The sequence below is a fragment of the Gordoniibacillus kamchatkensis genome (assembly GCF_000829455.1).
In the GTDB taxonomy this organism is placed as follows: Bacteria; Bacillota; Bacilli; order Paenibacillales; family NBRC-103111; genus Gordoniibacillus; species Gordoniibacillus kamchatkensis.
Genome location: NZ_JXAK01000010.1, coordinates 100,551 through 121,962, shown reverse-complemented (window position 1 = coordinate 121,962; position 21,412 = coordinate 100,551). Strand labels below are relative to the sequence as shown.

Genomic DNA, 21,412 nt, shown 5'->3' with positions numbered 1-21,412 from the left:
AGGAGGCGTGTCAAGTGTCCAAATTGGCAATTGACGGGGGAGCTCCGGTGCGGACGAAGCCTTTCCCCGAATGGCCGGTATATGGCGAGACGGAAGAGAAGCTGCTGATGGAAGTGCTCCGTTCCGGCAAATGGGGCGGCACGGGCCGGGTCAAGCTGCCGGAGGCGGAAGAGCGGTTTGCCGCGCTGCATGAAGCGAAGCATGCCGTGACCGTTGTGAACGGCACCGTGGCGATTACGGTTGCTCTGCTGGCGGCAGGCGTTCAGGCGGGCGACGAAGTCATTGTGCCGCCGTACACGTTTTACGCGACCGCGGCTGCACCGCTCATGCTGGGAGCCATCCCCGTATTTGCGGACGTCGAGGAGAACACGCTCCTGCTGGACCCGGAACAGGTCGAGGCGCTAATTACGCCGAGGACGAAAGCGATCATTCCGGTCCACATCGGCGGCGGCCCGGCGAATATGACCAGGCTGAGAGAAATAGCGGCAAAACACGGCCTGCGCATCATCGAGGACTCCGCACAGGCGGTCGGCGCCCGCTGGGACGGGCGGCCGGTCGGAGCGATCGGCGACCTGGGCACGTTCAGCTTCCAGTCCAGCAAAAATATGAACGCCGGCGAAGGCGGCATGATTGTGACGAACGATCCGGAGCTGGCGGACAAAGCGTGGTCGCTGACGAACGCGGGCCGCATCCGCGGCGGCGAATGGTACCAGCACGAAGTTCTCGGGTGGAATTTGCGGATGACCGAATTTCAGGCGGCGATCCTGCTCGGCCAATTGACCCGGCTGGAGGAGCAAATGTTGGTGCGCGAGCGCAACGCGCGGCTGCTCACCGAGCTGCTGCTGGAAATCGACGGCGTGCAGCCGCTCCAATACGGCCCGAAGGTGACTCGCCACGCCTACCATCTGTATTTGTTCAAAATCGACCCGCAGCGGCTGAAGCTTGGCAAACGCGAGTTTTTCGCGCGGATGAACGCGGAGGGAATTCCGGTGCACGAAGGCTACGTGCCGCTCAACCGGAACCGCGCGATTTTGGACGAGGTCCGGAAGCGAACGGGGGAAGCCCGCATCCAGCCGTGTCCGGTCGCCGAGCGGGCGTGCGGGCAAGAAGCTCTCTGGCTGCCGCAGAACGTCTTGCTGGGCGGCGAAGAGGATGTCCGCGATATTGCCGCCGCCTTCCGAAAAGTCGTACAATCGGCTTGACAGAAACGACTGGAAAGGACGAATGCCGATGATTTGGGATCGTCTGGGCGTCTTGACGGACGAAGTATCCCCCGACTTGCGGGAAGCTCTGGATTGGGCGGCGGAGCACCGTTTGGCTCATGTGGAAATCCGCACGGTGGAAGGGCGCAACGTCATCGATTTGGCGGACGCCGCGCTGCTGGATATCAGGAAGGAAACGGAGAAGCGCGGGCTGTTCGTGTCCGCTGTCGCGTCTCCCGTGTTCAAATGCGCGCTCGATCCGTCGCGTCCCGTGCAAACGGGAGATGCGTTCGGACAGCGCGAGGAAAGGGTGGAGGCGCACTACCGCAAGCTGGAGAGGGCAATCGAAATTGCGGGGCTGCTTGGTACAAAGCGAATTCGTATTTTTTCCTTCTGGCGGGAAAACGACCCCAAAGCTTACGAATCGGATATCGTGACCCATTTGAAAGCGGCGGCGGCCATGGCGGAAAAGGCCGGCGTTACGCTTTTGCTGGAAAATGAGCCTTCGTGCAACGGCGGCTATGCGGCGGAGGTCGGCCGGCTGGCGCGCCTCGCTGCTTCTCCCGCCCTGAAGGTGCTGTGGGACCCGGGCAACGAAGCTTATGGCGGCAAGCCGGCGTACCCGGAAGGCTACGGCGCGGTGAAGGACGTTATCGGCCATGTGCATTTGAAGGATGCCTTGACGGACGAGGGCGGAGTTCCGAGGTGCGTGCCTATCGGGCAGGGGGCTGTGCCTTACGGGGCGCAGTTAAGCGCTCTGGAACGCGACGGTTATTCGGGCCTGTACACGATCGAGACTCATTACGTGCCTGAGGGCGGGACGGCGGCCCACGGCACCGGCCTGACGCTGGAGGGTCTGCGCACCGTTTTATCGGCGGGGAGGACATCATGATGAACATCACTATCGCAGATTTGGCCAAGGTTACCGGCCTTGCGAAAAGCACGGTCTCCGGCGTCCTGAACAACAAAGAAGGCTTCTCCGCCAAAACAAGGCAGAAAGTGCTGCAAGCGGCCGAGAAGTACGGCTACGTGCCTAACGAAATCGCCAGAGGCTTATCCTCGAATTCGACCGGATCGATCGGGCTGATTATTAAGGACATCACCAACCCTTTCTACAATCATATGACCAAAGGCGTGCAGGAAGTGGCGGAGGAGCACGGCTATACCGTGTTTCTGTGCAGCAGCGGGGAATCGCATCAGGCCGAAATCAAACATATCCAGGCCATGGTCCGCAAACGGGTGGACGGCCTCGTTATTGCGCCGCTGCTCGAAGAGGTGTCGTTCGACCACATTTTCGCGCTGAATCAAAAGCCGGTGCCGTTCGTCCTGCTCGGCAAAATTCAAGGGCTCGAATGCGATACGGTGGAATTCGACGATTACGGAGGCGGGCGCCAGGCGGCCGAACTGCTGCTCGAGAGCGGCCATACCCGGATCGGCTTCGTCCGCGGATTGAGCACCTCGAGAGCGTCGAAGCTTCGCTTCGAAGCTTTTGCCGATACGATGAGGCAGCGTGGCGTCCCTATCGACGAAAAGTTTATTTTTGACGGAGCCAAAGGCTTGAGGACGGCATCGCCGCAGGTGCCCGGCTGGCGGAAGCAAAAGCGGAGGACCGCCCTACCGCCGTGATCTGCTTCGACGACGTCATCGCCATCGGCCTCATCAAGTCGTTTACGGCTGCCGGCCTGCAAGTGCCGGAGCATCTGTCCGTCGTCGGCTTCGACGACATCGAGCTGACGACCTTTCCGCTCAGCAGCGTCTCCATTCCGACTTATGACGGCGGAAAGGCGCTGGCGCGCAAGCTGTTCGACCGCATTTTCGGGAAAGAGGCCGGCTCGTACGAACATATGACGCTGCAGGAAAAGCTCATCGTTCGCTCGTCGGTCAAACCAATATATCCCCAATAGAAACGGAAGGTTGCACATGGAGAAAAGCCAGTTGACCGTAAGCCGGATGACGGTAATGCGCCATCCTTCGCGGGAAATGATGGGGGAGGCCGTAGCCCGCGACGTTGCGGCCAAAATCAGGGAGCTGCAGGAGACGCAGGCTGCGGTCTCGGTCGCCTTCGCTTCCGCTCCTTCCCAGAACGAATTTCTGGACTTTCTCAGGGAAGAGAAGGGAATCCGGTGGGAGCGGCTTATGTGCTTTCATCTGGATGAATATATCGGGCTGCCGGCCGAAGCGCCGCAAAGCTTCTCGCGTTACTTGCAGGACAAATTGTTCGGGCTGAGGCAGCCGCGGCAGTTCCATGCCATCGACGGGATGAACGACCCCGCCGCGGAATGCGCCCGGTACGCCCGGCTGCTGGCGGACTATCCGCTCGACATCGCCTGCATCGGCATCGGCGAGAACGGCCATATCGCTTTTAACGATCCGCACGTTGCGGACTTTCGCGACCCGCATCCGATCAAAATCGTGAAGCTGGACGAAACGAGCCGCCGCCAGCAAGTGAACGACGGCTGCTTCGCCGCTCTGGACGAAGTGCCCGAAGAAGCGCTCACCCTCACGATTCCGACGATTTTGTCGGCTTCGTCCATTTTCTGCACCGTTCCCGGAGAACGCAAAAGCGGCGCCGTCCGCGACGCCTTGTACGGTCCCGTCGACGTCAAATGCCCGGCTTCCGTGCTGCGGAAAGCCAAAGACTGCCGCTTGTACCTCGATGCGGACAGCGCCTCTTTATTGTGACAGGCGCGTTCGTGCATTCGAGTTGAATATTGGGAAAAGGGGGTTAGGAATATGGCGTCCGTCACCAGGAAAAAGTTCCGTCTTAAACCCGGCCACTGGTTTTGCATCGTCGGCTTAGCGCCGATCATTGTGTTGTACGGCTATTTGCGGTTTATACCGATTGTCAAAACGATAGGGATCAGCTTCTTCGACTGGGACATGGTATCCGTCAAAAAGCCTTTTGTCGGTCTCGATAATTACCAAACGCTGTTTCAGAACGAGCCATTCGTGCTCGCTCTCAAAATACGTCGATCATCGCTTTCAGCGTTCTCGTATTCAGCGTTCCGATCGCCATGTTCATCGCCCATTTGCTCAGCCGGGGAATCCGCTTCAAGTCCTGGTACGAGGCGCTTTATTTCCTGCCTTACATTACCCCGATGGTTCCCGTGGCCATGACCTGGAAGTGGATTCTCGACTCCAAGCACGGACTCCTTAACTACTTTCTGTCCTGGTTCGGCATCGCCCCGCAGGCGTGGCTGTTCGACACTTCCTTGGCCGTCGTATCGGTCATCATGCTGACGGTGTGGAAAACGATCGGATACAACATGATTATTTTTCTTGTCGGCATGACCGGCATTTCGAAGGAATATTACGAAGCGGCGGCCATCGACGGGGCGGCGGGAGCGAAGGCGTTCCGCTACATCACGATTCCGCTGCTGAAGCCGATCACCGTGTTCGTATCCATCGTCACGCTCATTCACGGGTACAACGTATTCAGCCAGGTGTACATTCTCGCCTCCGACGTTCAAGGCTCTCCGGGCTACCTGGTCCGAGTGCTCGTCTACGACATGATCGAAAACGGATTCCGATATTACAAAATGGGCTACGCCTCGGCCGAAGCGGTCGTTCTGTTCCTGATCGTGCTCGTTCTTACGCTGGTTCAGCTGTGGCTGGCTAAGGACAACACTGCTTCCGCGAAAGGGGCGAGACGATGAAACGGAAAAACCGCATCGCATCAATTGCCAGCTTGCTGCTCTTAACGGCAGGCGCGATTATTATGGTCATTCCTTTTCTGTGGATGGTCGGCACGGCGTTCAAGACGAGCACCGAAGTCAACGCCTGGCCGCCGACGTTCATTCCCGCGCATTTCAATTTCCGCAACTTTGCGGCCGTTTTCGAAACGGCTCCGTTCCATCTGTATTTTTGGAACAGCTTGAAGATGGCGACGGTGTCGGCGCTCGCGATCCTGTTTACATCGCTCGTTTCCGGCTACATTTTCGCCAAATTCCGTTATTACGGGCTGACTTTTATTTTTTCGGTCTTTTTGACCACCGCTATCGTCCCGTTCGAAATCTATATGATTCCGCTGTATTTGCAGATGCAGCAGCTGGAGCTGCTGAATAAGTTCGGCGGCATGGTGCTGCCGTATCTGGTCATGAGCTTCGGCATCTTTTTCATGCGGCAAAATATCGTCCAGCAAATTCCCGACGAGATGATCGAGGCTGCGCGAATCGACGGCGCTTCGGAATGGCGCATATTCGGCCAAATCGTCGTGCCCCTCCTCGTCGCGCCGATGAGCGCCTTGGGCATTTTCGCTTTTATCGAAGCCTGGAACGCGTTTATTTGGCCGCTGCTCGTCGTCGGCGACAAGAAAATGTTTACGATGGAGCTTGGCCTCGCCGGCTTCCAGGGCTCGTTCTCGATCGATATGACGGTTCTGTCCGCGGGCTCGGTCATTTCCGTGCTGCCGATCTTGCTCGTGTTCCTGTTCCTGCGGCGGCACATTATCCAAAGCGTTAGCATGACCGGAAGCAAATAACTTAACCTTTCGCGGGGTGGCCGATGGAACCGTTATTGCCTTTTTACCGCGCGCATGTCGAAAACGTGCTGCTGCCGTTCTGGTACCGGGCGCTCGACAGCGAACGAGGCGGCATTTACACCTGCTTCAACAATGCGGGCACGGAGCTCGTCAGCACGGACAAATACACCTGGTCGCAGGGCAGGTTTGTCTGGATTTTATCGCAGGCGGCTGCGATGATGCGCAGAGGCTCCCTGGCCGGGGACGCCGATTTTTGCCTGGACCATGCGCGGCGTACGGCGGAGTTTTTGCGCAGGCATGTGTTTCTGGACAACGGGAACTGCGCTTATGTGTTGACCGCGGACGGAGACAAGAAAGAAGCGATTCCCGGCCTCGGCTACGATATCAGCTTTTTCGCCGATTGCTTCGTCGTCTCAGGCTTCGCCAAATACGCTTCGGTCTCCGCGGACAGAGCGGCACTCGCCGATGCGCTCCGTCTGTATCGCCGCATCAGGGAACGGCTCGCGAACGGAGATGCGCGCAGCGAGCCGTACCCGGTGCCGGACGGATTCGAAGCGCAGTCGACGCCGATGATTTTGCTCAACGTAGCGCAGGAGCTGGCGGACACGCTGGCTGCGCACGGCCATCCGGAAGCGGCGGCAGTAAGAGCCGAGGCGAGCGGATATATGGACTCGATTATGGACCGGTTCCGCGACGGCCGCCTGCTGCGGGAAATGCTGCCGGCCGATCCCCGTGACGCCGATACGCTGCTGTGCCGCCATATAACGCCGGGGCATGCCGTCGAATGCATGTGGTTCGTCATGGCCGAGGCGGCCAAGACGGGCCGGGCGGACCGGATCGAGCAGGCGGCGGACGTGATCGAGCGGTCGTTCGAGCTGGGCTGGGATGCGGAGTACGGCGGCTTGTTCCGCGAAGTCGACCGCGACGGAGGCGCGCCGAAAGGACGGCTTATCGGCGGCAGATACGAGGCGCTCATTGTCGACACCTGGGATATGAAAATCTGGTGGCCCCATTCGGAGATCCTTTATTCGCTGCTGCTTGCGCACAGCCTGACCGGCCGCAGCAGCTTGCTGGACAAATACCGGACGGCACACGACTATGTGTTCCGCACCTTTCCGAACCCCGACGCGGCGGTCGGCGAATGGATCCAAATCCGCGATCGGAGCGGGAAGCCGGTCGACAAGACGGTCGCGCTGCCCGTCAAAGACCCGTATCACATTTTGCGCAATATGCTGCTGGCCATAGAGCTGCTGGACGGCTTGAAAAAAGAAAGCTGACAGGCAAGGAGGCTGATCGTATGCCGGAATCCGGATTCGTGCGGCTCGGCTGCGCGAAGGCGGACATCACGCCGCAGCATCCGCTGCCGCTGGCGGGCTTTGCGCACCGAAGCGGCAACTACGAGAGGATAGATAAGCCTCTCTATGCGAGGATATTGTTTTTCGCGCCGGGGGAAAACAGGCAGGCGCTGATCGTATCCGCCGATCTGCTCAGCTGGGGCGACGAAATAACGGATAAGCTCAAAAGCGCGCTCGGAAAGAGATGGGGACTGACGAACAACCAGATCGTGCTGCACGCCACGCACAGCCATTCGGGCCCGCAAACGGCCGGAGGCTACACCGAACTGCTCGGTGAGCCGGACAGCGGTTACGTGGCGCTGCTGCAACAACGCATCCTGGAAGCAGTGGAGCGGGCGGCGGCGGCGCCGGAGCACGTATATCCGGAGCGCGGCAGCGGACGTTGCGAGCTTGGCGTTTACCGCCGGAAGCGGGCGGACGGCTTGATCCGCATGGCGCCCAACCCGGACGTGCCGATCGATCATGACGTGTCCGTCGTGCGTTATGCGGCCGCGGACGGAAGGGCGAAAGCCGTCCTTGTCCATTATGCGTGCCATCCTACGGTGTCCGGTGACAACACTTTGTCGCCGGAATACCCCGGCGTCGCCATGGAGGCTGTGGAGCAAAGCTTGGGCGGGGAAGCCGTATCGGTGTTTTTGCAGGGCGCCTGCGCCGACGTACGGCCTGCGCTCGTAAGAGACGGCGAATTTTACAGGGGCGGTTATGCGGAAGTCGAAGCGATCGGCCGGAAGCTGGCTGACGAGGTGGTTGCTATATTGGCGAAGCCGATGACACGGCTCGCGCCGGGGTCCCTCGCTGCCCGCTCAGCGCTCGTCCCCCTCCGGCTGCAGGAGCCGCCGTCGCGGGAGCAAGCAGCGAAATGGGCTTATCCGATTGAAGGCGATGCCGGCGTGCCGAACTCGCCGCAGCCGGCCCCGCCCGGGGCAGCCGTGCAGGGCGGCGCGGTCAAGCAGCTCGCGCCCGACGCGAACGTGTTGAAAGCGTGGAGTCGGCACCTTATTGACCGGGATAAATTGTCCATGGACTCGGTCGAGCTTAAGCTCGGCTATGTGGAGCTGGCGGAAGGATTTGCGCTGCTGTGCGCTAACGCGGAAATGTCGGGCGAGTACGGTGCGTATTTGAAATCACGTTTCGCCGGGCGGGTGTTGCCCGTATGCTATTGCGACGGTATGCTCGGCTATGTGTGCACGGCCGAGCAATTGGCCGAAGGCGGCTACGAAGCGGTGGATTACATTTATTACTTTGGGCTTCCGGCCCCTCTGGCGCCGGAAGCGGAGGAAGCGATCCGCACGGCGATGGAGGAGCTCGTGCACGGCCGCTGATTGGGGGGAGTCACGAAAGTGGCTCCCTTTTTGCGTCCAAAAGGCGGCAGTTTTACTTGCCCTTGCGTGTCAGAGCCCAGAACAGAAGTGCCAGTGCGCTAACCGCGGCACCCGCCGCACAGACGCCATGCCATCCGAAATGCGCGTACGTTTTGGTGGAAACAATGGAGCCTGCGGCGCTGCCGAACGAATAGAACATCATGTAAGCGGCGGTAAGACGGCTTCGCGCTTCGGGGCGCACGGTAAAAATCATGCTTTGGTTGGTGACATGTACGGCTTGGACCGCCAGGTCAAGGAGAATAACGCCGAAGACCAAAGCGAGTAGCGAATGTTTGGTATAGCTGATCGGCAACCACGATGCCAGCAATAAGGCGAGAGCGACACCGGTCGTCGGTTGCCCTAATCCGCGGTCGGCCAGCCTCCCCGCCCGGGCAGCGGCCAGCGCTCCTGCAACGCCGGCAAGGCCGAGCGACCCGATGGCGGTATGGGAAAGGGACAGTGGCGGCTCGCTGAGTGGGAGCACCAACGAAGTCCACAGAATGCTGAAGTCGGTAAAAATAAGCAAAGCCAGCACGGCGCGAACGCGCAGAATCCGTTCTTCGCAAAATAGCCGCAGCACCGAGCGGAGCAATTGCGGATAGGACATGGACGATCTTTCGCGCTCGGCATTCGGCAGCACGCGCCATAATACGCCGATCAAGACTAGCGTCAGCGCTGCGGAAGCGAGATAAACCGCACGCCATCCGGCGAGATCGGTCAAGAGGCCGGCGACGGTTCGCGCGGACAAAATGCCGATGACGACGCCGCTTGTTACCAACCCGACGATTCGCCCGCGTTCTGCCGGCGCAGCAAGCGTAGATGCGAACGCTACGAGCGTCTGTGTCACAACGGCCAGCAGCCCGATCGCCGCCATGCCGGCGAGCAGCACGGCGCCGGAAGGGGCGAAGCCGACTGTCAACAGCGCCGCTACGGATAAAAGCATTTGGCCGGCAATCAGCTTGCGCCGATTCAGCAAATCGCCGAGCGGCACGAGCAGCAGCAAGCCCAGTGCATAACAAATCTGAGTGACCGTTACAACAATGCCGATGGCTGAACGATCGATGTCGAACCCGCTCGACAAAGCATCGAGCAGCGGCTGGGCATAGTAGATATTGGCGACGGCCATGCCGCATGGAATAGCAAAGAGCAGCGCCAAATAGCGGGAAATGGATGAATCGGGAGCTTCGCATGCGGGGAGTTCATTCGTTTTCTCCAATGTTCATTCACCTATTTCCGTTTGAATTGTTTGCGCAATCAAATTAATTACCGATCGGTATAAAATGATTACAAAGAATATAACTTGGGGAAGCGAATTTTGTCAATCGTCACATTCGGATCAAACATCTTTTTGACAATTTGCCGTTTGCGAGGTAACATTTAACCATACTGTTTGGTATGAAATAAGACGATTTCTATTCGCATTCCGAAACGGGGGGGTCTGCTGTGGTTCGACCGCGCGAATTTGACGAGGAAAAAGCGTTGGATGCAGCCATGCAACTATTTTGGGAGAAAGGTTACGAGGCTACCTCGCTTTCCGACTTGACTTCCAGAATGGGTATCCAGCGCCCCAGTTTATACTCGGCCTTTGGCGACAAGAAACAGCTGTTCGAAGCCGCGCTGCGCAAATATACGAAAGATCATGCTTCCCGCGTCCGGGCAAAATTTCAAAGCCATCCGTCCGTAAAGGAAGCGTTTCGCGCTTTTTTTGCGGAATTGGTCGAAGAGGAGTATGGCGCCAGCCCGTGCCGCGGCTGCTTCTGCGTCAATACGATGGCGGAGCTCGCGCCACACGATGAAAAATTTGAAATTTTGACAAGAGAGCACCAGATGTATCTTTCCGTCTTATTTCAGGAATCGATCGAACGGGGGATACGAGCCGGGGAGCTCGCGCCTGATAAAAACGCCAAAGCTTTGGCCCAGACCATGGTCGTTTCGTTAATCGGGCTAACCGTATTATTGAAGTCTCGGCCCGAAAGATCGTTTGTTCACAACTCCGTATCGCAAATACTTGCTTTGCTTCAATAGGGAAAATATCATTGATGCATCAAAAATGCAGCCATTCGGATCGGTTATGATCCCGAAATGGCTTTTTCTTTGTGATAAACAATTATTTAATACGTAATAAAAAATATCTTGTTAACAATTTCGCATATATAACGTATACTAAATGGCAAGTAGTACGCAATAAATAGAAACAGTCGTCATTTTACTTAATAAGAAGGTGGGAGAACATGAAGGTACAGGGTCAGCTTTCAAACACAATCATCACGCATGAAAATTTGCCGGCAGCACGTCTATTGGAGCTTGCGCTTAAGCGCAGCGAAGGTGTTTTGACCCGGGAAGGAGCGCTTCGGGTGTTAACGGGAGCGTATACCGGACGTTCTCCGAAAGACAAATATATTGTGACGGAGCCGTCCGTGGAGAAGGATATCGCTTGGGGCTCGGTGAATCAGCCGATGTCGCAGCAGCAATTCGAGCGGCTCTATCAGAAAGCGCTGCGTTATATGGAGCAGCGGGAATTATTCGTATTCGACGGTTTCGCCGGGGCGGATGAAGCCCACAGATTGCCGATCCGGGTCGTAACCGAGTACGCGTGGCACAATTTGTTCGTCCGCCAGCTGTTTATCCGCCCTTCCGAACAGGAACTGAAGACGCATCGGGCGGAGTTCACCGTAATCGCTTTGCCGGGGCTGAAAGCGGACCCCGCCGCGGACGGAACCCGGTCCGAAACGTTCATCTGCCTGTCCCTCGAGCGGAAGATCGTGCTTATCGGCGGCACCGAATACGCCGGCGAGATGAAGAAATCGATCTTTACGGTACTGAATTACACGCTGCCGCAACAGGGCGTCCTTCCTATGCACTGTTCCGCTAACGTCGGAGAGAAGGGCGATGTGGCGCTGTTTTTCGGCTTGTCGGGCACGGGGAAAACGACGCTGTCCGCCGATCCGAACCGCCGTTTAATCGGGGACGACGAGCACGGTTGGTCGGAGCGGGGCGTGTTTAATTTCGAAGGCGGCTGCTACGCGAAGTGCGCCGGGCTGTCGGAAGCGAAGGAGCCGCAAATCTGGAAGGCTATCCGCGAAGGCGCCGTTCTGGAAAATGTCGCTCTCGATCCCGAGACCGGCATCGCCGACTACGACGATACCTCGATCACGGAAAATACGCGCGCGGCTTATCCGATCGAGCATATTCCGAACGCACTCGTTCCCGGCGTCTCCGGCCATCCGAACGTCATTATTTTTTTAACGGCGGATGCGTTCGGAGTGCTTCCTCCGATTGCGAAATTGACGAAGGAGCAGGCGATCTACCACTTTTTGTCGGGGTACACGTCGAAGCTGGCGGGAACCGAACGAGGCGTCACGGAACCGGAAGCGACATTCTCGACGTGCTTCGGCTCGCCTTTCCTGCCGCTTCATCCGACCGTGTACGCCGACATGCTCGCGGACAAAATCGACAAGCATCAAACGAGAATATACTTGATCAATACGGGATGGTCCGGCGGACCGTACGGAGTGGGGGAGCGCATCCGGCTTTCTTACACAAGAGCCATGGTGGCGGCAGCGCTGGACGGAACGATCGAGCAGGCGGAATTTGCGCCGGATCCGATTTTCGGCGTCTTCTGCCCGGACCGGGTCCAGGGGGTTCCGAGCGAAGTTTTGCGCCCCAGAGATACATGGGCTGACCAAAGCGAATACGAACACCAAGCGCGCGAGCTGGCAAGCCGCTTCATCCGGAACTTTGCCAAATTCGGCGATGCCGGCGCAAAGCTGATTCAAGCAGGACCGCGTTTATAGGACAGGAGGATACTATGCGAATCGGACTAAGCGGCACTGGCAGAATCGGCAGGCTTTTTATCCGCAAGGCGCTTTCGGCGGGCAAGCCGGGTGTAGAGCTGCGAGCGATCAATTCCACGACGCCGGCCCCTACGCTCGCGCATTTGCTGAAGTATGACTCCGTCCATGGCGTATGGGATGCGAACGTGCAGACGGAGGACGGGGACTTGGTCGTGAACGGCAAACGAATTCCGGTCGTCTCCGAACGTTCTCCGGACTTGCTCCCGTGGGAAGAGTACGGCGTCGACCTCGTTATCGATGCTACGGGAAAATTTTGCGACCGGCATGGCGCCGAGAAACATCTGTTTGCCGGGGCGAAGAAGGTGCTGGTGACGGCCCCGGGCAAAAATATGGATTTGACGGTAGTGATGGGCGTGAACGAGCGCAAGTACGACCCGCTTCGGCACCGGCTGCTGTCTACGGCGTCGTGCACAACGAACTGCATCGCGCCGGTGTTGCGTATTTTGGACGATGCGTTCGGGGTTAAGCAGGGATGGATGACGACCGTTCACGCGTACACGAACGACCAGAACCATCTGGACAATCCGCATAAAGATTTGCGCCGTGCGCGGGCATGCACGAATTCGATCATTCCGACCTCGACCGGCGTCGGAAAAGCGCTGGCGGATGTGCTTCCGCATCTGGCACCGGTCATCCAGGGCATATCCGTCCGCGTCCCGACCCAGGACGTATCGCTTCTTGATCTTCAAGTGCAGCTCGGCCAAACCGTCGACGTGACGGACGTCAGAAAGGCGTTCCAGCAAGCGGTTGCCGGAACGATCGGAACTTACGTCGGCTATAACGAGCTGCCGCTCGTCTCGGCGGATTACGTCGGCAATGAAAAGTCGGCCATTGTGGACGGATTGTCCGTTCTCGCCCGGGGCGATCAGGTTAAGCTTCTCGCTTGGTATGACAATGAATGGGCGTACGCTTCGCGGGTTTACGATTTCGCAGCTTATGCCGCGCGCGCCGAATTATCGGGCAAGGGGGAGAAAGCGCAATGCTTAACGCATCTGGCATGAACAAGGAAGGCAGAAGCGGACACGAGCTTGGGATGATCCTTTGCAAGAAATGCGGGAGCTTGATTGCAACGCTGCCTACGAACGGCGTTACGAAAATATACGGCGTCTGCGACAAAAAAACGTGCCAAGAGCATCGGCCTGCCGCAGGAAGCAAATAATCAGGCAAGAAACGGTGGAGATCGCTGTTTCATTTGGAGAACGGTTCGGTTACAATGGGGAATGATAACGTTCGTTCCGGGAGGGAACCACAATCGAACTGACACCCCGCCAAATGGAAATTATCGAAGTCGTGCGAAGCCGCGCCCCGATTACCGGGGACCACATCGCCGAACTGTTGGGCGTCAGCCGCCCGACGATTCGCTCCGATCTGGCGCTGCTTGTCATGCTCGGATACATCGATGCGAAGCCTAAAGTCGGATATTTTTTGGGGCGGTGGGGTTCGAAGCAGCAGCAGCCCGTCACCGCTCTTGCAGATATTCAAGTGCAAAAAATTATGGGAATCCCCGTTGTGCTCCGCGAGACGGCTACAGTCGGCGATGCCGTCGTGTCGCTTTTTCTTGAAAATGTCGGGAGTCTCATCGTCATTGACGGAGCGGGCGCGCTGGCCGGCATCGTATCCCGCAAAGATTTGCTCAAGGTCACGTTCGGCAACGCCAATGCTTCTTCCGTCCCGCTCAGCATGGTGATGACCCGGTATCCGAATATCGTATCCGTATCGCCGGAGGAAAACGTAATCGACGCCGCCCAGAAAATGATCGCGCATCAAGTGGATAGCCTTCCGGTCGTAAAGCCTCTGCAAATTCCCGAGCGCTCCCAGGCAGTCGAAGTTGTCGGACGGATAACGAAAACGTCAATGACGAAGCTGCTGCTTGATTTCACGCTGGGCGCGGGTAAGGAGGAGTAGAGGGTGGGGGGCAGCAGCGATTACACGATTTTCGTATGCTCCGATTCGCTGGGAGAAACTGCGGAGGCGGTCGTACGGGCCACCATTCGGCAGTTTCATGCGCAGCAGGTCAATATTAAACGATTCAGCCGCATCAAGTCGGAAGAGGAAATCCGCGGCATAATGGAAGAGGCGGCGAAAACCGGATGCTTTGTCGCGTATACGCTCGTCCTGCCGGAGCTCCGGGAAATGATGCGGCAGGAGTCCATTCGCCTGCAGGTGCAAGCCGTCGATATTATGGGGCCGATGATGCAGGCGTTCGTCGATACGTTCAACGATTCCCCGAAGCGGATGGCCGGTTTGCTGCATCAGATGGACGAGGATTATTTTCAAAGGGTCGAGGCGGTCGAATTTGCGGTAAAATGCGACGACGGCCGGGATACCGAGGCGCTGAAGCACGCTCATATCGTGCTGCTCGGCGTTTCGAGAACATCGAAGACGCCGCTTAGCATTTTTTTGGCGCACAAAGGCTTTAAAGTAGCGAATTACCCGATCGTCCCCGAAGTAAAAGTGCCGGAAGCGGTTTTTCAAGCGGCGAAAGGGAAGCTTGTGGGGCTGACGATGAAAGCGGACAATCTCATTCGGATTCGCACCAAGCGGCTCAAAGCGATGGGGCTGCCGGACGGAGCCAAGTATGCTTCGCTCGAGCGCGTCACGGAAGAGCTGGACTATGCGCAAGCTTTATTCAAACAGCTCGGCTGTCTCGTCATCGATGTAACGGAAAGGGCGATTGAAGAGACCGCGGAGATTATACTGGCTACGGTCCGTTGAGACAATTGCTGCGTAAGACTCTATCAAGTTGCGAAGATGTGCTAGAGCTGAAAAAACGGCCGCCTTGAAGTGACAAGGCGGCCATTGCCGACAGGCGTTGCCCTTTTTTTTCGTGCCCCCCTTCAACACGAATGATCTCGGAGTATAGCTGGATAAGGCGAGTACGAGTGGACTGGTCGCAACGGTATACGATGGGAAAAGCTTGGGGGGAGCCATATACATATGTTCAAAGCCTTGGTGCATCTATTTCTGATAGGAAGTCTCGCCGCGGCCGTCTGGAAGCCTGATGACAAGCCTGCGGTTCAAACTCTGAGCGACCGGATCGCCAATTATCAAATTCAAGTATCGCTAGATAATCAGCATAAAATATTACACGGTTCGGAAACGGCGGAGTGGAAAAATCCGGGCAAGGCTCCGGTGTCGGAGTTGTATTTCCATTTGTACCCGAATGCGTTCGAGTCCGAGCGCACGACTTTTATGACAGAGCGAATCAAAGAAGGTTTTTTGAAAGCGCTGCCAAATGACGCGGCGGGTTTTATGAAAATTGAGCGGATCGAAGCCGGGCAAGAGCGTTCGCTCATGGATCAAATGCAGTTCGTGCAGCCTGACGACGGCAACGCGCAAGACCGGACTTTGCTCAAAGTGCAGCTTCCCGATCCCGTTCCCCCCGCAGGCACGATCAAACTATTTTTGCAATTCACCGTGCAATTGCCGCCGCTGCACAGACGAATGGGTTACGCCGCGATTTCGTTATGGCCGGCCAATGGTTCCCGAAAATCGCCGTATACGAGCCGAGCGGCACGAGAGGCCGGTTGCAGGAAGGCTGGAACCTGCATCAATATCATGCGAACTCCGAGTTTTACGCCGATTTCGGTTCCTATGACGTATTCATAGATTGCCCTTCGAACGACGTCGTGGCCGCTTTAGGCACGGAACTATCCGCCGAGCCCCTTGCGGGAAATATGGTCAGGCATCATTTTCGCGCCGACGATGTTCATGACTTTGCCTGGGCGGCATCTCCCGATTTTATATTTTCTGAAGAGCAGGGAAGCCCCGGGGCAAAGATCAAGCTGTACTTGGATCCGAAACACGCCCATTTGAAGGACAGATATGTCCGGACGTCTACAGCGGCGCTGACTGCATACGAAGAATGGTACGGAAAATATCCATACTCATCGCTATCGATTGTAGTCCCGCCGGAGGCAGGCAAACCCGCCGGCAGTATGGAATACCCAACTTTCGTCACGGTTGCCGCGGCGAGCGAGGAGAAGCCGAATCATTATTTGGAACTCGTTCTTGCCCATGAAATCGCGCATCAATATTGGTACGGCATGGTGGCGAACAACGAGTTTGAAGAAGCGTGGCTGGATGAAAGCTTCGCTACGTACGCGGATGAGAAATTTTTGCACAAGCAGCTTGGACTCGACACGAAACCGTTTTACAGGCCTTACTCCCCGGCGTATAACCGGTTGGCGGAATACTCGTGGCGGTATAAGAACCGGGCCGATTATGTGAACAACGTATATATCGGCGGCAAGCACGTCCTGGAAGATATCGAGCAGCAAATTGGAAGCGGCAAAATGCAAGAAGTGATGAAAGCATACTTCGAGACTTGGAAATTCAGGCATCCGGGCACGAAAGATTTTATGGACGTTTTGGAGAAGGAGACGGGCCGCAGCTGGCAGGACTATTTCAATTCGCACGTTTACGGGAAAACATAGGGCTTTCAATAGGTTCGCGAATCATGAAAGAGAGGGCCTGAAGGCCCTCTCGTTTCGTTTTAAGCGTATGCGAACTCAATTTGTACCGCCGTATGTGCTGCCGGTAACGGTTGTTCCAGAGTTGCCATAAGTGGTTCCGGTTACGGTCGTGGAACCGGACGGAACGTCGACAACGATGTTCAAATCGGAAATGCGGTCGAGCAGCGTTGCCGCCTCTGCGCGCGTGAGAGTGCGATCCGGATGGAAGCGGCCTTGATCGTCCCCTTGGATCAGGTTATTCTGAACGGCAGTCGCTACATATGGGAGCAGGACGACTGCGATATTGTCCGCATCTTTAAACTTGCTATGCAGCAGTTGATCGGCAGTGGCAGCGTCCGTCAATTGAATAGAGGGATTCAGTTTCATAAGAACTTTAACGAGAGTCTCCGCCACATCTTGTCTTTTCGCGCCTTCTGCGGGCCGAAAGTCGTAACCGCCATTCAGGTCTTTAAAAGCATCGAAATAATCTTTCGTCGCTTCAACGACTTTAAACGACCAATGTTTTTGCGGCACGTCGACAAAATCCTGCGTCGTGGAGGTGCTTGTCAAATGGAACATTCTTGCCACCATTGCGGCGAATTGTTCGCGGGTTACGTGTTGATCCGGGTTAAAATGGTGATTGTCATCCCCTTCCAATACTCCTTTGGCAACCAAATCTTTTATGTATTTCTCGGCCCAGTGCCCGCCGATATCGTCCAAGCGGATATTGATGTTATTCACTTCCGTGTTGTTGTTGATTCGGATATTGTCTTTGTTGCCTTTGATGTGGATACTTCCGTTGTTTTGTGCAGCGAGAGTCGGCGCTGCGGATACAGTCAGTGCGGCGACAAGTACGGTTGTGGCGGTCAAAAGCTTTTTCATCTTCATCAGTCCTTTTCCTGGTTTTTTTTAACTTCACCATCTACTTCGGAAGAACTAAAAAGCTTTGTAGGGGTAGTTCGTTGGATACAATATTTATTTTTTTTCGAGATAAAATGACATACATTTGAAACAAGTTTATAGTATAAAAATGAGCGTTATCCGTCACGAGCCGAATGTCCGTACTAGCCTTTGGTCTGTTTTCAATTTGAACAAAACGATATAAAATGATGGCGTGTTGATTGCACCGTCTGTTCAACGAGCTTCGTAAAAAGAGAAGTTACGCCGCAAAGGAGAGGAACCAGCTATGTTCATCAGGTTAAACACGCAAGAAATCATCGACTCCGCCTGTCACTTTTGCAGCAAAAGGGAAGGAAGGGCGCCGCATCATTTCCAAGTCAATCTTCGCTTCGACCAAGGGCGGGGAATCTCGGCCGATGTATTGGAAACGGGAATGTTTCGCGACAAGGAGCATTTCATGAATGAACAAAACGTAATCGATGCGGTTTGCGAGTTTTTGGCAGACGTTCATAACTTCAATATCAATTTGATGGACGTCGAATTGGCCTTTTCGCACGGGGAAGGCTTTTCGGCGAACGTCCGCGTTGGGGAATAAAGGAGAGGAAATCGTATGAAACGTTTTGTATCGATCGGTTCGCTTTTTTTGGCCTTGATGCTCACATTTGCCCTGTCCGGAGCAAACGACGCTTTCGCCAAAGGGTATTCCGGAGGCAGCAGCGTTTCGAGCAGCCGCAGCGGCGGTTACTCCGGCAGCAGCTCCTTCTCGTCGACGCCTTCAACCTCCACCCGCAGCGGTTCGTTTACGACTCCGGGCGGAATGGGCAAGACCAGCCCTAATACGAGCGCGACAACGCCGCCGTCGTCTTCGTCTTCCAGCGGCTACTCGACTTCATCCAAACCGTCAGGCTATTCAACGTCGGGCAGCTATTCGGGCGGCACAACGGGATCGTATTCGACGGGGTACCGCGGAGGGACTTATGTAACTCCCAGCAGAGGCTATAGCGGGGGGTACGTCGGATCGACATATTACCCTTACCACAGCCACTTCTTGACGGGAGTGCTTCTCGGGTCTATGCTGCATCCGTTCGGAGGGTACGGCTTCGGCTGGGGGCCATGGTGGGGCTATTCTTTAGGCGGGCACGTTATTTCGCCGCTGGCCATCATTATCGATTTGATCCTTATTGTGCTCGTTATTGCCATTATTAGGCGCTTGGTTTTTCGGCCGCGCTATTAAGATGCGTTGACGGGGCCGGCATATCTGTAAAGTGAGGGATCTCGATGAAAATCCAGTTTCTCGGAACGGCCGCTTTCGAAGGCATACCTTCCTTGTTTTGCCAATGCGCTACTTGCAAACAGGCTCGGACACTCGGCGGCAAAAACATCCGCACCCGAACTTCCGTTATGATCGATGAGGCGCTGAAAATCGATTTCCCGCCCGATACGCTCCATCACTCGTTGCGGTACGGCCTGGACATGGATAACATTCAGGATCTGCTCCTCACCCATTCGCATTCGGACCACCTGTATGCGGATGATTTGCTCATTCGCTCGGAAGGTTATGCCCAATCGGCGGGCACGCCAATTCACGTATACGGCCATGATCTGCCTTTGCGGCAATGTCTCCAGCAGCTTGGCGGCCACCCGCACCAATATCATTTCCATCGCGTCCGCCCGTTCGAGACGGTCAAGACGCAGACGGCGACGATCGTACCTCTGCCCGCCGCCCACGACCGGATGGAGACCTGCTTGATCTACTGCATTGAAAAAGACGGGAAAACGATCCTCTACGGCCATGACAGCGGCTGGTTCCCGGACGAAACGTGGGATTACCTCAAAAATATACAGCTGGATATGGCCATTCTGGAATGTACGAGCGGCCGTTTGCCGTATAAGACCAATCATATGAATGCCGAAGCCGTTTTGGAGACGCGCGAGTGGATGGTTGCGAATGACGTGCTGAAGCCGGGAGCCCGAATGGCGGTCACGCATTTTTCCCATAATGCCGGTTTGCTGCACGAAGATTTGACGGAAATATTTGAGCCGCACGGTATTGAGGTTGCTTACGACGGCATGGTCGTGCATTTGTGATCGACTGTTATGCGACCGGATTTGTTGCCGGAGGACTCATGTCGAACGCTGCCGAAAATAGGGCGGCATCAAACTCATTGAACATGGAGGATTATCATCACCTTCGGGGCGGGAGCCGGACTTCCGCCTCGTTTTATTTTTGCTCGCCGGGCTAGTGATTTCGATATCTTGCTGACCTACTCACAAACGCGTACGGAAGCTCATGCGCGAGGTTATACTGTGAGAGGAGCTGGATGGGACGATGAAGCAAAAGGGGGATGGTTGGCATGTCTAATGACCTTGTAAAACGAATAACCGCTTTAGATTGGATTTCCTTGCAGCGAATGCTGGACGATCGGGGATACGCTATCGTTCCGGCGTTGCTGGACAACAGCCAATGTCAGGAAATCATCGGCACTTATGAAGAAGAAGCCCGCTTTCGGACCACAATTCAAATGGCCAGATATCGGTTTGGCATCGGAGAGTACAAATATTATCAGGCGCCGCTTCCGCAGCTGCTTGAGCAGCTTCGTTCCGGGTTTTACCCGGAGCTTGCAAAAATGGCGAACCGCTGGCTTGAACAGTTAGGCCGCGATCCCGCGTATCCGGCTTCGCTTGCGCAATTTCTCGAACAGTGCCGTGAAAATGGGCAGTCGCGCTCCACTCCGCTGATTCTGAAATACGAAGCCGGAGGGTATAACTGTCTGCACCAGGACCTGTATGGCGAAGTCTTCTTTCCGTTCCAAGTCGTCTTTGTTTTAAATCAGAGGGAAATGGACTACGCGGGAGGCGAGTTTCTTCTGGTGGAACAACGGCCCAGGGCGCAAAGCAGGGGACATGCCATTTCGCTGGATCAAGGTGCCGCACTTATATTCCCGACGAATTACCGGCCTGTACTAGGATCGCGGGGATATTACAAAACTGCGATACGGCACGGCGTCAGTACGATTACTTCGGGGACGAGATATAGTCTGGGTATCATTTTCCACGACGCCAAATGAACCGGGCAGAGAGGCCGAATCATAGATGAGGCGTTTGAATATTGACGCAACTGGCATTTTTTTGTACCATGGAAACCAAAGGGGACATAGTTGGTTTCCGTGGTTTCCGGCTTGGCCGCCACGTTGGAGGTTATTTTAATGGATGAAGCGGGCAGAGCGCGCATTTTGCAGGCGGCAACGGAGCTGTTCAACGCCAAAGGGTACCGCAGCGTTACGCTCGGCGAACTGGCGGCGCGGCTCGGCATGAGCAAGAAGACGCTATACTTGCATTTCAGCGGCAAGGAAGACATTGCCGAGGCGGTATTGGACCGGACGATGGCAGCCATCGCCGGCAAAATCGCCGAGGCGGGCAGCCGAGAAGAAAATCCCGTTCATATTTTTGAAGAAACGTTCACAGCCATAAAACAGGAGATTATCAAGCTCAATCCGCTTTTCCTGGAAGATGTGCAGAAGTATGTCCCCGGTTTGTGGAAAAAAGTGGAGGCGTTCCGCGCCCGCCAGCTGACGTTTATCGAGGGGCTTCTCAAGAAAGCGCAGCAAGCCGGAATCGTCCGGGATGTCAACGTGCGCCTTTTGGCGGTTATGCTGACGGAGAGCATTCAGCATTTCGTTCGTCCCGATTTTGCGGCTAAGCACGGGTTTGCCATGATCGACATCGCCGACACTTTGTTCATGCTGTTTACCGCAAGCATCCGCATGCCGCACACCGATGCGGACTGAGACGAGGAGGTTTTGCGC

General features: G+C 56.1%; 24 protein-coding genes. 22 read left to right on the top strand and 2 right to left on the bottom strand.

The window, feature by feature from the left end; translation table 11 throughout:
* Positions 1-14 precede the first annotated feature (14 nt).
* The 9 genes from SD70_RS07970 to SD70_RS07930 all read left to right on the top strand — a co-directional run bounded on the left by SD70_RS07970 (position 15) and on the right by SD70_RS07930 (position 8,359).
* Positions 15-1,202, top strand: a complete 1,188-nt coding sequence (locus SD70_RS07970) for a DegT/DnrJ/EryC1/StrS family aminotransferase (protein WP_041047074.1) — start codon at positions 15-17, stop codon at positions 1,200-1,202.
* Positions 1,153-2,094, top strand: coding sequence for a sugar phosphate isomerase/epimerase family protein (locus SD70_RS07965; RefSeq protein WP_231571105.1), 942 nt, complete (start codon positions 1,153-1,155; stop codon positions 2,092-2,094). Before SD70_RS07970 ends, SD70_RS07965 begins: the two co-directional genes overlap by 50 nt.
* The gene (locus tag SD70_RS07960) at positions 2,091-2,828 is read left to right on the top strand and encodes a LacI family DNA-binding transcriptional regulator (RefSeq protein WP_231571104.1); all 738 of its coding nucleotides are present in this window, start codon (positions 2,091-2,093) and stop codon (positions 2,826-2,828) included. Before SD70_RS07965 ends, SD70_RS07960 begins: the two co-directional genes overlap by 4 nt.
* A complete protein-coding gene (locus SD70_RS37725; RefSeq protein WP_041047072.1) occupies positions 2,825-3,106 on the top strand; it encodes a substrate-binding domain-containing protein in 282 nt (93 codons plus the stop codon). The genes SD70_RS07960 and SD70_RS37725 overlap by 4 nt, the downstream gene beginning before the upstream one ends.
* Before the next feature lie 16 nt (positions 3,107-3,122).
* Positions 3,123-3,884 (top strand): glucosamine-6-phosphate deaminase, encoded by a 762-nt coding sequence (locus tag SD70_RS07950; RefSeq protein ID WP_041047071.1) that lies wholly within the window; start codon positions 3,123-3,125, stop codon positions 3,882-3,884.
* Between the two features lie 332 nt (positions 3,885-4,216).
* Positions 4,217-4,858, top strand: coding sequence for a carbohydrate ABC transporter permease (locus SD70_RS32980; protein ID WP_082053210.1), 642 nt, complete (start codon positions 4,217-4,219; stop codon positions 4,856-4,858).
* The gene (locus SD70_RS07940; protein WP_041047070.1) at positions 4,855-5,682 is read left to right on the top strand and encodes a carbohydrate ABC transporter permease; all 828 of its coding nucleotides are present in this window, start codon (positions 4,855-4,857) and stop codon (positions 5,680-5,682) included. Before SD70_RS32980 ends, SD70_RS07940 begins: the two co-directional genes overlap by 4 nt.
* Before the next feature lie 23 nt (positions 5,683-5,705).
* Entirely contained in the window at positions 5,706-6,959 is a 1,254-nt protein-coding gene (locus SD70_RS07935; protein WP_041047069.1) for an AGE family epimerase/isomerase, read from the top strand.
* A gap of 20 nt (positions 6,960-6,979) precedes the next feature.
* Positions 6,980-8,359: a neutral/alkaline non-lysosomal ceramidase N-terminal domain-containing protein gene (locus SD70_RS07930; RefSeq protein WP_041047068.1), complete on the top strand. Its 1,380-nt coding sequence runs from the start codon at positions 6,980-6,982 to the stop codon at positions 8,357-8,359.
* A gap of 52 nt (positions 8,360-8,411) precedes the next feature.
* Here SD70_RS07930 and SD70_RS07925 read toward each other — a convergent pair whose 3' ends face one another.
* Positions 8,412-9,614 (bottom strand): MFS transporter, encoded by a 1,203-nt coding sequence (locus SD70_RS07925; RefSeq protein ID WP_041047067.1) that lies wholly within the window; start codon positions 9,612-9,614, stop codon positions 8,412-8,414.
* 227 nt (positions 9,615-9,841) lie between these two features.
* Here SD70_RS07925 and SD70_RS07920 point away from each other — a divergent pair, with 227 nt between their 5' ends.
* The 8 genes from SD70_RS07920 (at position 9,842) to SD70_RS32970 (ending at position 16,688) form a co-directional block, all read left to right on the top strand.
* On the top strand, positions 9,842-10,423 hold the full coding sequence (locus SD70_RS07920) for a TetR/AcrR family transcriptional regulator (protein ID WP_041047066.1): 582 nt from the start codon (positions 9,842-9,844) through the stop codon (positions 10,421-10,423).
* A gap of 206 nt (positions 10,424-10,629) precedes the next feature.
* Positions 10,630-12,192 (top strand): phosphoenolpyruvate carboxykinase (ATP), encoded by a 1,563-nt coding sequence (pckA, locus tag SD70_RS07915; RefSeq protein ID WP_041047065.1) that lies wholly within the window; start codon positions 10,630-10,632, stop codon positions 12,190-12,192.
* 14 nt (positions 12,193-12,206) lie between these two features.
* Positions 12,207-13,253, top strand: a complete 1,047-nt coding sequence (gene gap / locus SD70_RS07910; RefSeq protein WP_041047064.1) for a type I glyceraldehyde-3-phosphate dehydrogenase — start codon at positions 12,207-12,209, stop codon at positions 13,251-13,253.
* Positions 13,232-13,411, top strand: a complete 180-nt coding sequence (locus SD70_RS34630; protein ID WP_197080961.1) for a GapA-binding peptide SR1P — start codon at positions 13,232-13,234, stop codon at positions 13,409-13,411. Before gap ends, SD70_RS34630 begins: the two co-directional genes overlap by 22 nt.
* 113 nt (positions 13,412-13,524) lie before the next feature.
* Complete coding sequence (locus SD70_RS07905; RefSeq protein WP_041047063.1) at positions 13,525-14,157, top strand: helix-turn-helix transcriptional regulator; 633 nt, start codon at positions 13,525-13,527, stop codon at positions 14,155-14,157.
* A 3-nt stretch (positions 14,158-14,160) separates the two neighbouring features.
* Positions 14,161-14,967, top strand: a complete 807-nt coding sequence (locus tag SD70_RS07900) for a pyruvate, water dikinase regulatory protein (RefSeq protein ID WP_041047062.1) — start codon at positions 14,161-14,163, stop codon at positions 14,965-14,967.
* Positions 14,968-15,189: 222 nt separating this feature from the next.
* On the top strand, positions 15,190-15,861 hold the full coding sequence (locus tag SD70_RS37720; protein WP_052487163.1) for a hypothetical protein: 672 nt from the start codon (positions 15,190-15,192) through the stop codon (positions 15,859-15,861).
* Between the two features lie 68 nt (positions 15,862-15,929).
* A complete protein-coding gene (locus SD70_RS32970; protein WP_052487162.1) occupies positions 15,930-16,688 on the top strand; it encodes a M1 family aminopeptidase in 759 nt (252 codons plus the stop codon).
* Between the two features lie 75 nt (positions 16,689-16,763).
* Here the strand turns inward: SD70_RS32970 and SD70_RS07890 are convergent, their stop codons facing one another.
* Complete coding sequence (locus tag SD70_RS07890; protein ID WP_052487161.1) at positions 16,764-17,594, bottom strand: S-layer homology domain-containing protein; 831 nt, start codon at positions 17,592-17,594, stop codon at positions 16,764-16,766.
* Positions 17,595-17,892: 298 nt separating this feature from the next.
* Between SD70_RS07890 and SD70_RS07885 the strand changes: the two genes are divergently transcribed.
* The 5 genes from SD70_RS07885 to SD70_RS07865 all read left to right on the top strand — a co-directional run bounded on the left by SD70_RS07885 (position 17,893) and on the right by SD70_RS07865 (position 21,394).
* Positions 17,893-18,201 (top strand): DUF2653 family protein, encoded by a 309-nt coding sequence (locus SD70_RS07885; RefSeq protein ID WP_041047061.1) that lies wholly within the window; start codon positions 17,893-17,895, stop codon positions 18,199-18,201.
* A 15-nt stretch (positions 18,202-18,216) separates the two neighbouring features.
* Positions 18,217-18,840: a hypothetical protein gene (locus SD70_RS07880; RefSeq protein ID WP_041047060.1), complete on the top strand. Its 624-nt coding sequence runs from the start codon at positions 18,217-18,219 to the stop codon at positions 18,838-18,840.
* A 44-nt stretch (positions 18,841-18,884) separates the two neighbouring features.
* Entirely contained in the window at positions 18,885-19,694 is an 810-nt protein-coding gene (locus SD70_RS07875; protein ID WP_041047059.1) for an MBL fold metallo-hydrolase, read from the top strand.
* Positions 19,695-19,960: 266 nt separating this feature from the next.
* The gene (locus SD70_RS07870; protein ID WP_041047058.1) at positions 19,961-20,674 is read left to right on the top strand and encodes a 2OG-Fe(II) oxygenase; all 714 of its coding nucleotides are present in this window, start codon (positions 19,961-19,963) and stop codon (positions 20,672-20,674) included.
* 138 nt (positions 20,675-20,812) lie between these two features.
* Complete coding sequence (locus tag SD70_RS07865) at positions 20,813-21,394, top strand: TetR/AcrR family transcriptional regulator (RefSeq protein WP_041047057.1); 582 nt, start codon at positions 20,813-20,815, stop codon at positions 21,392-21,394.
* The last annotated feature ends 18 nt before the right edge of the window (positions 21,395-21,412 follow it).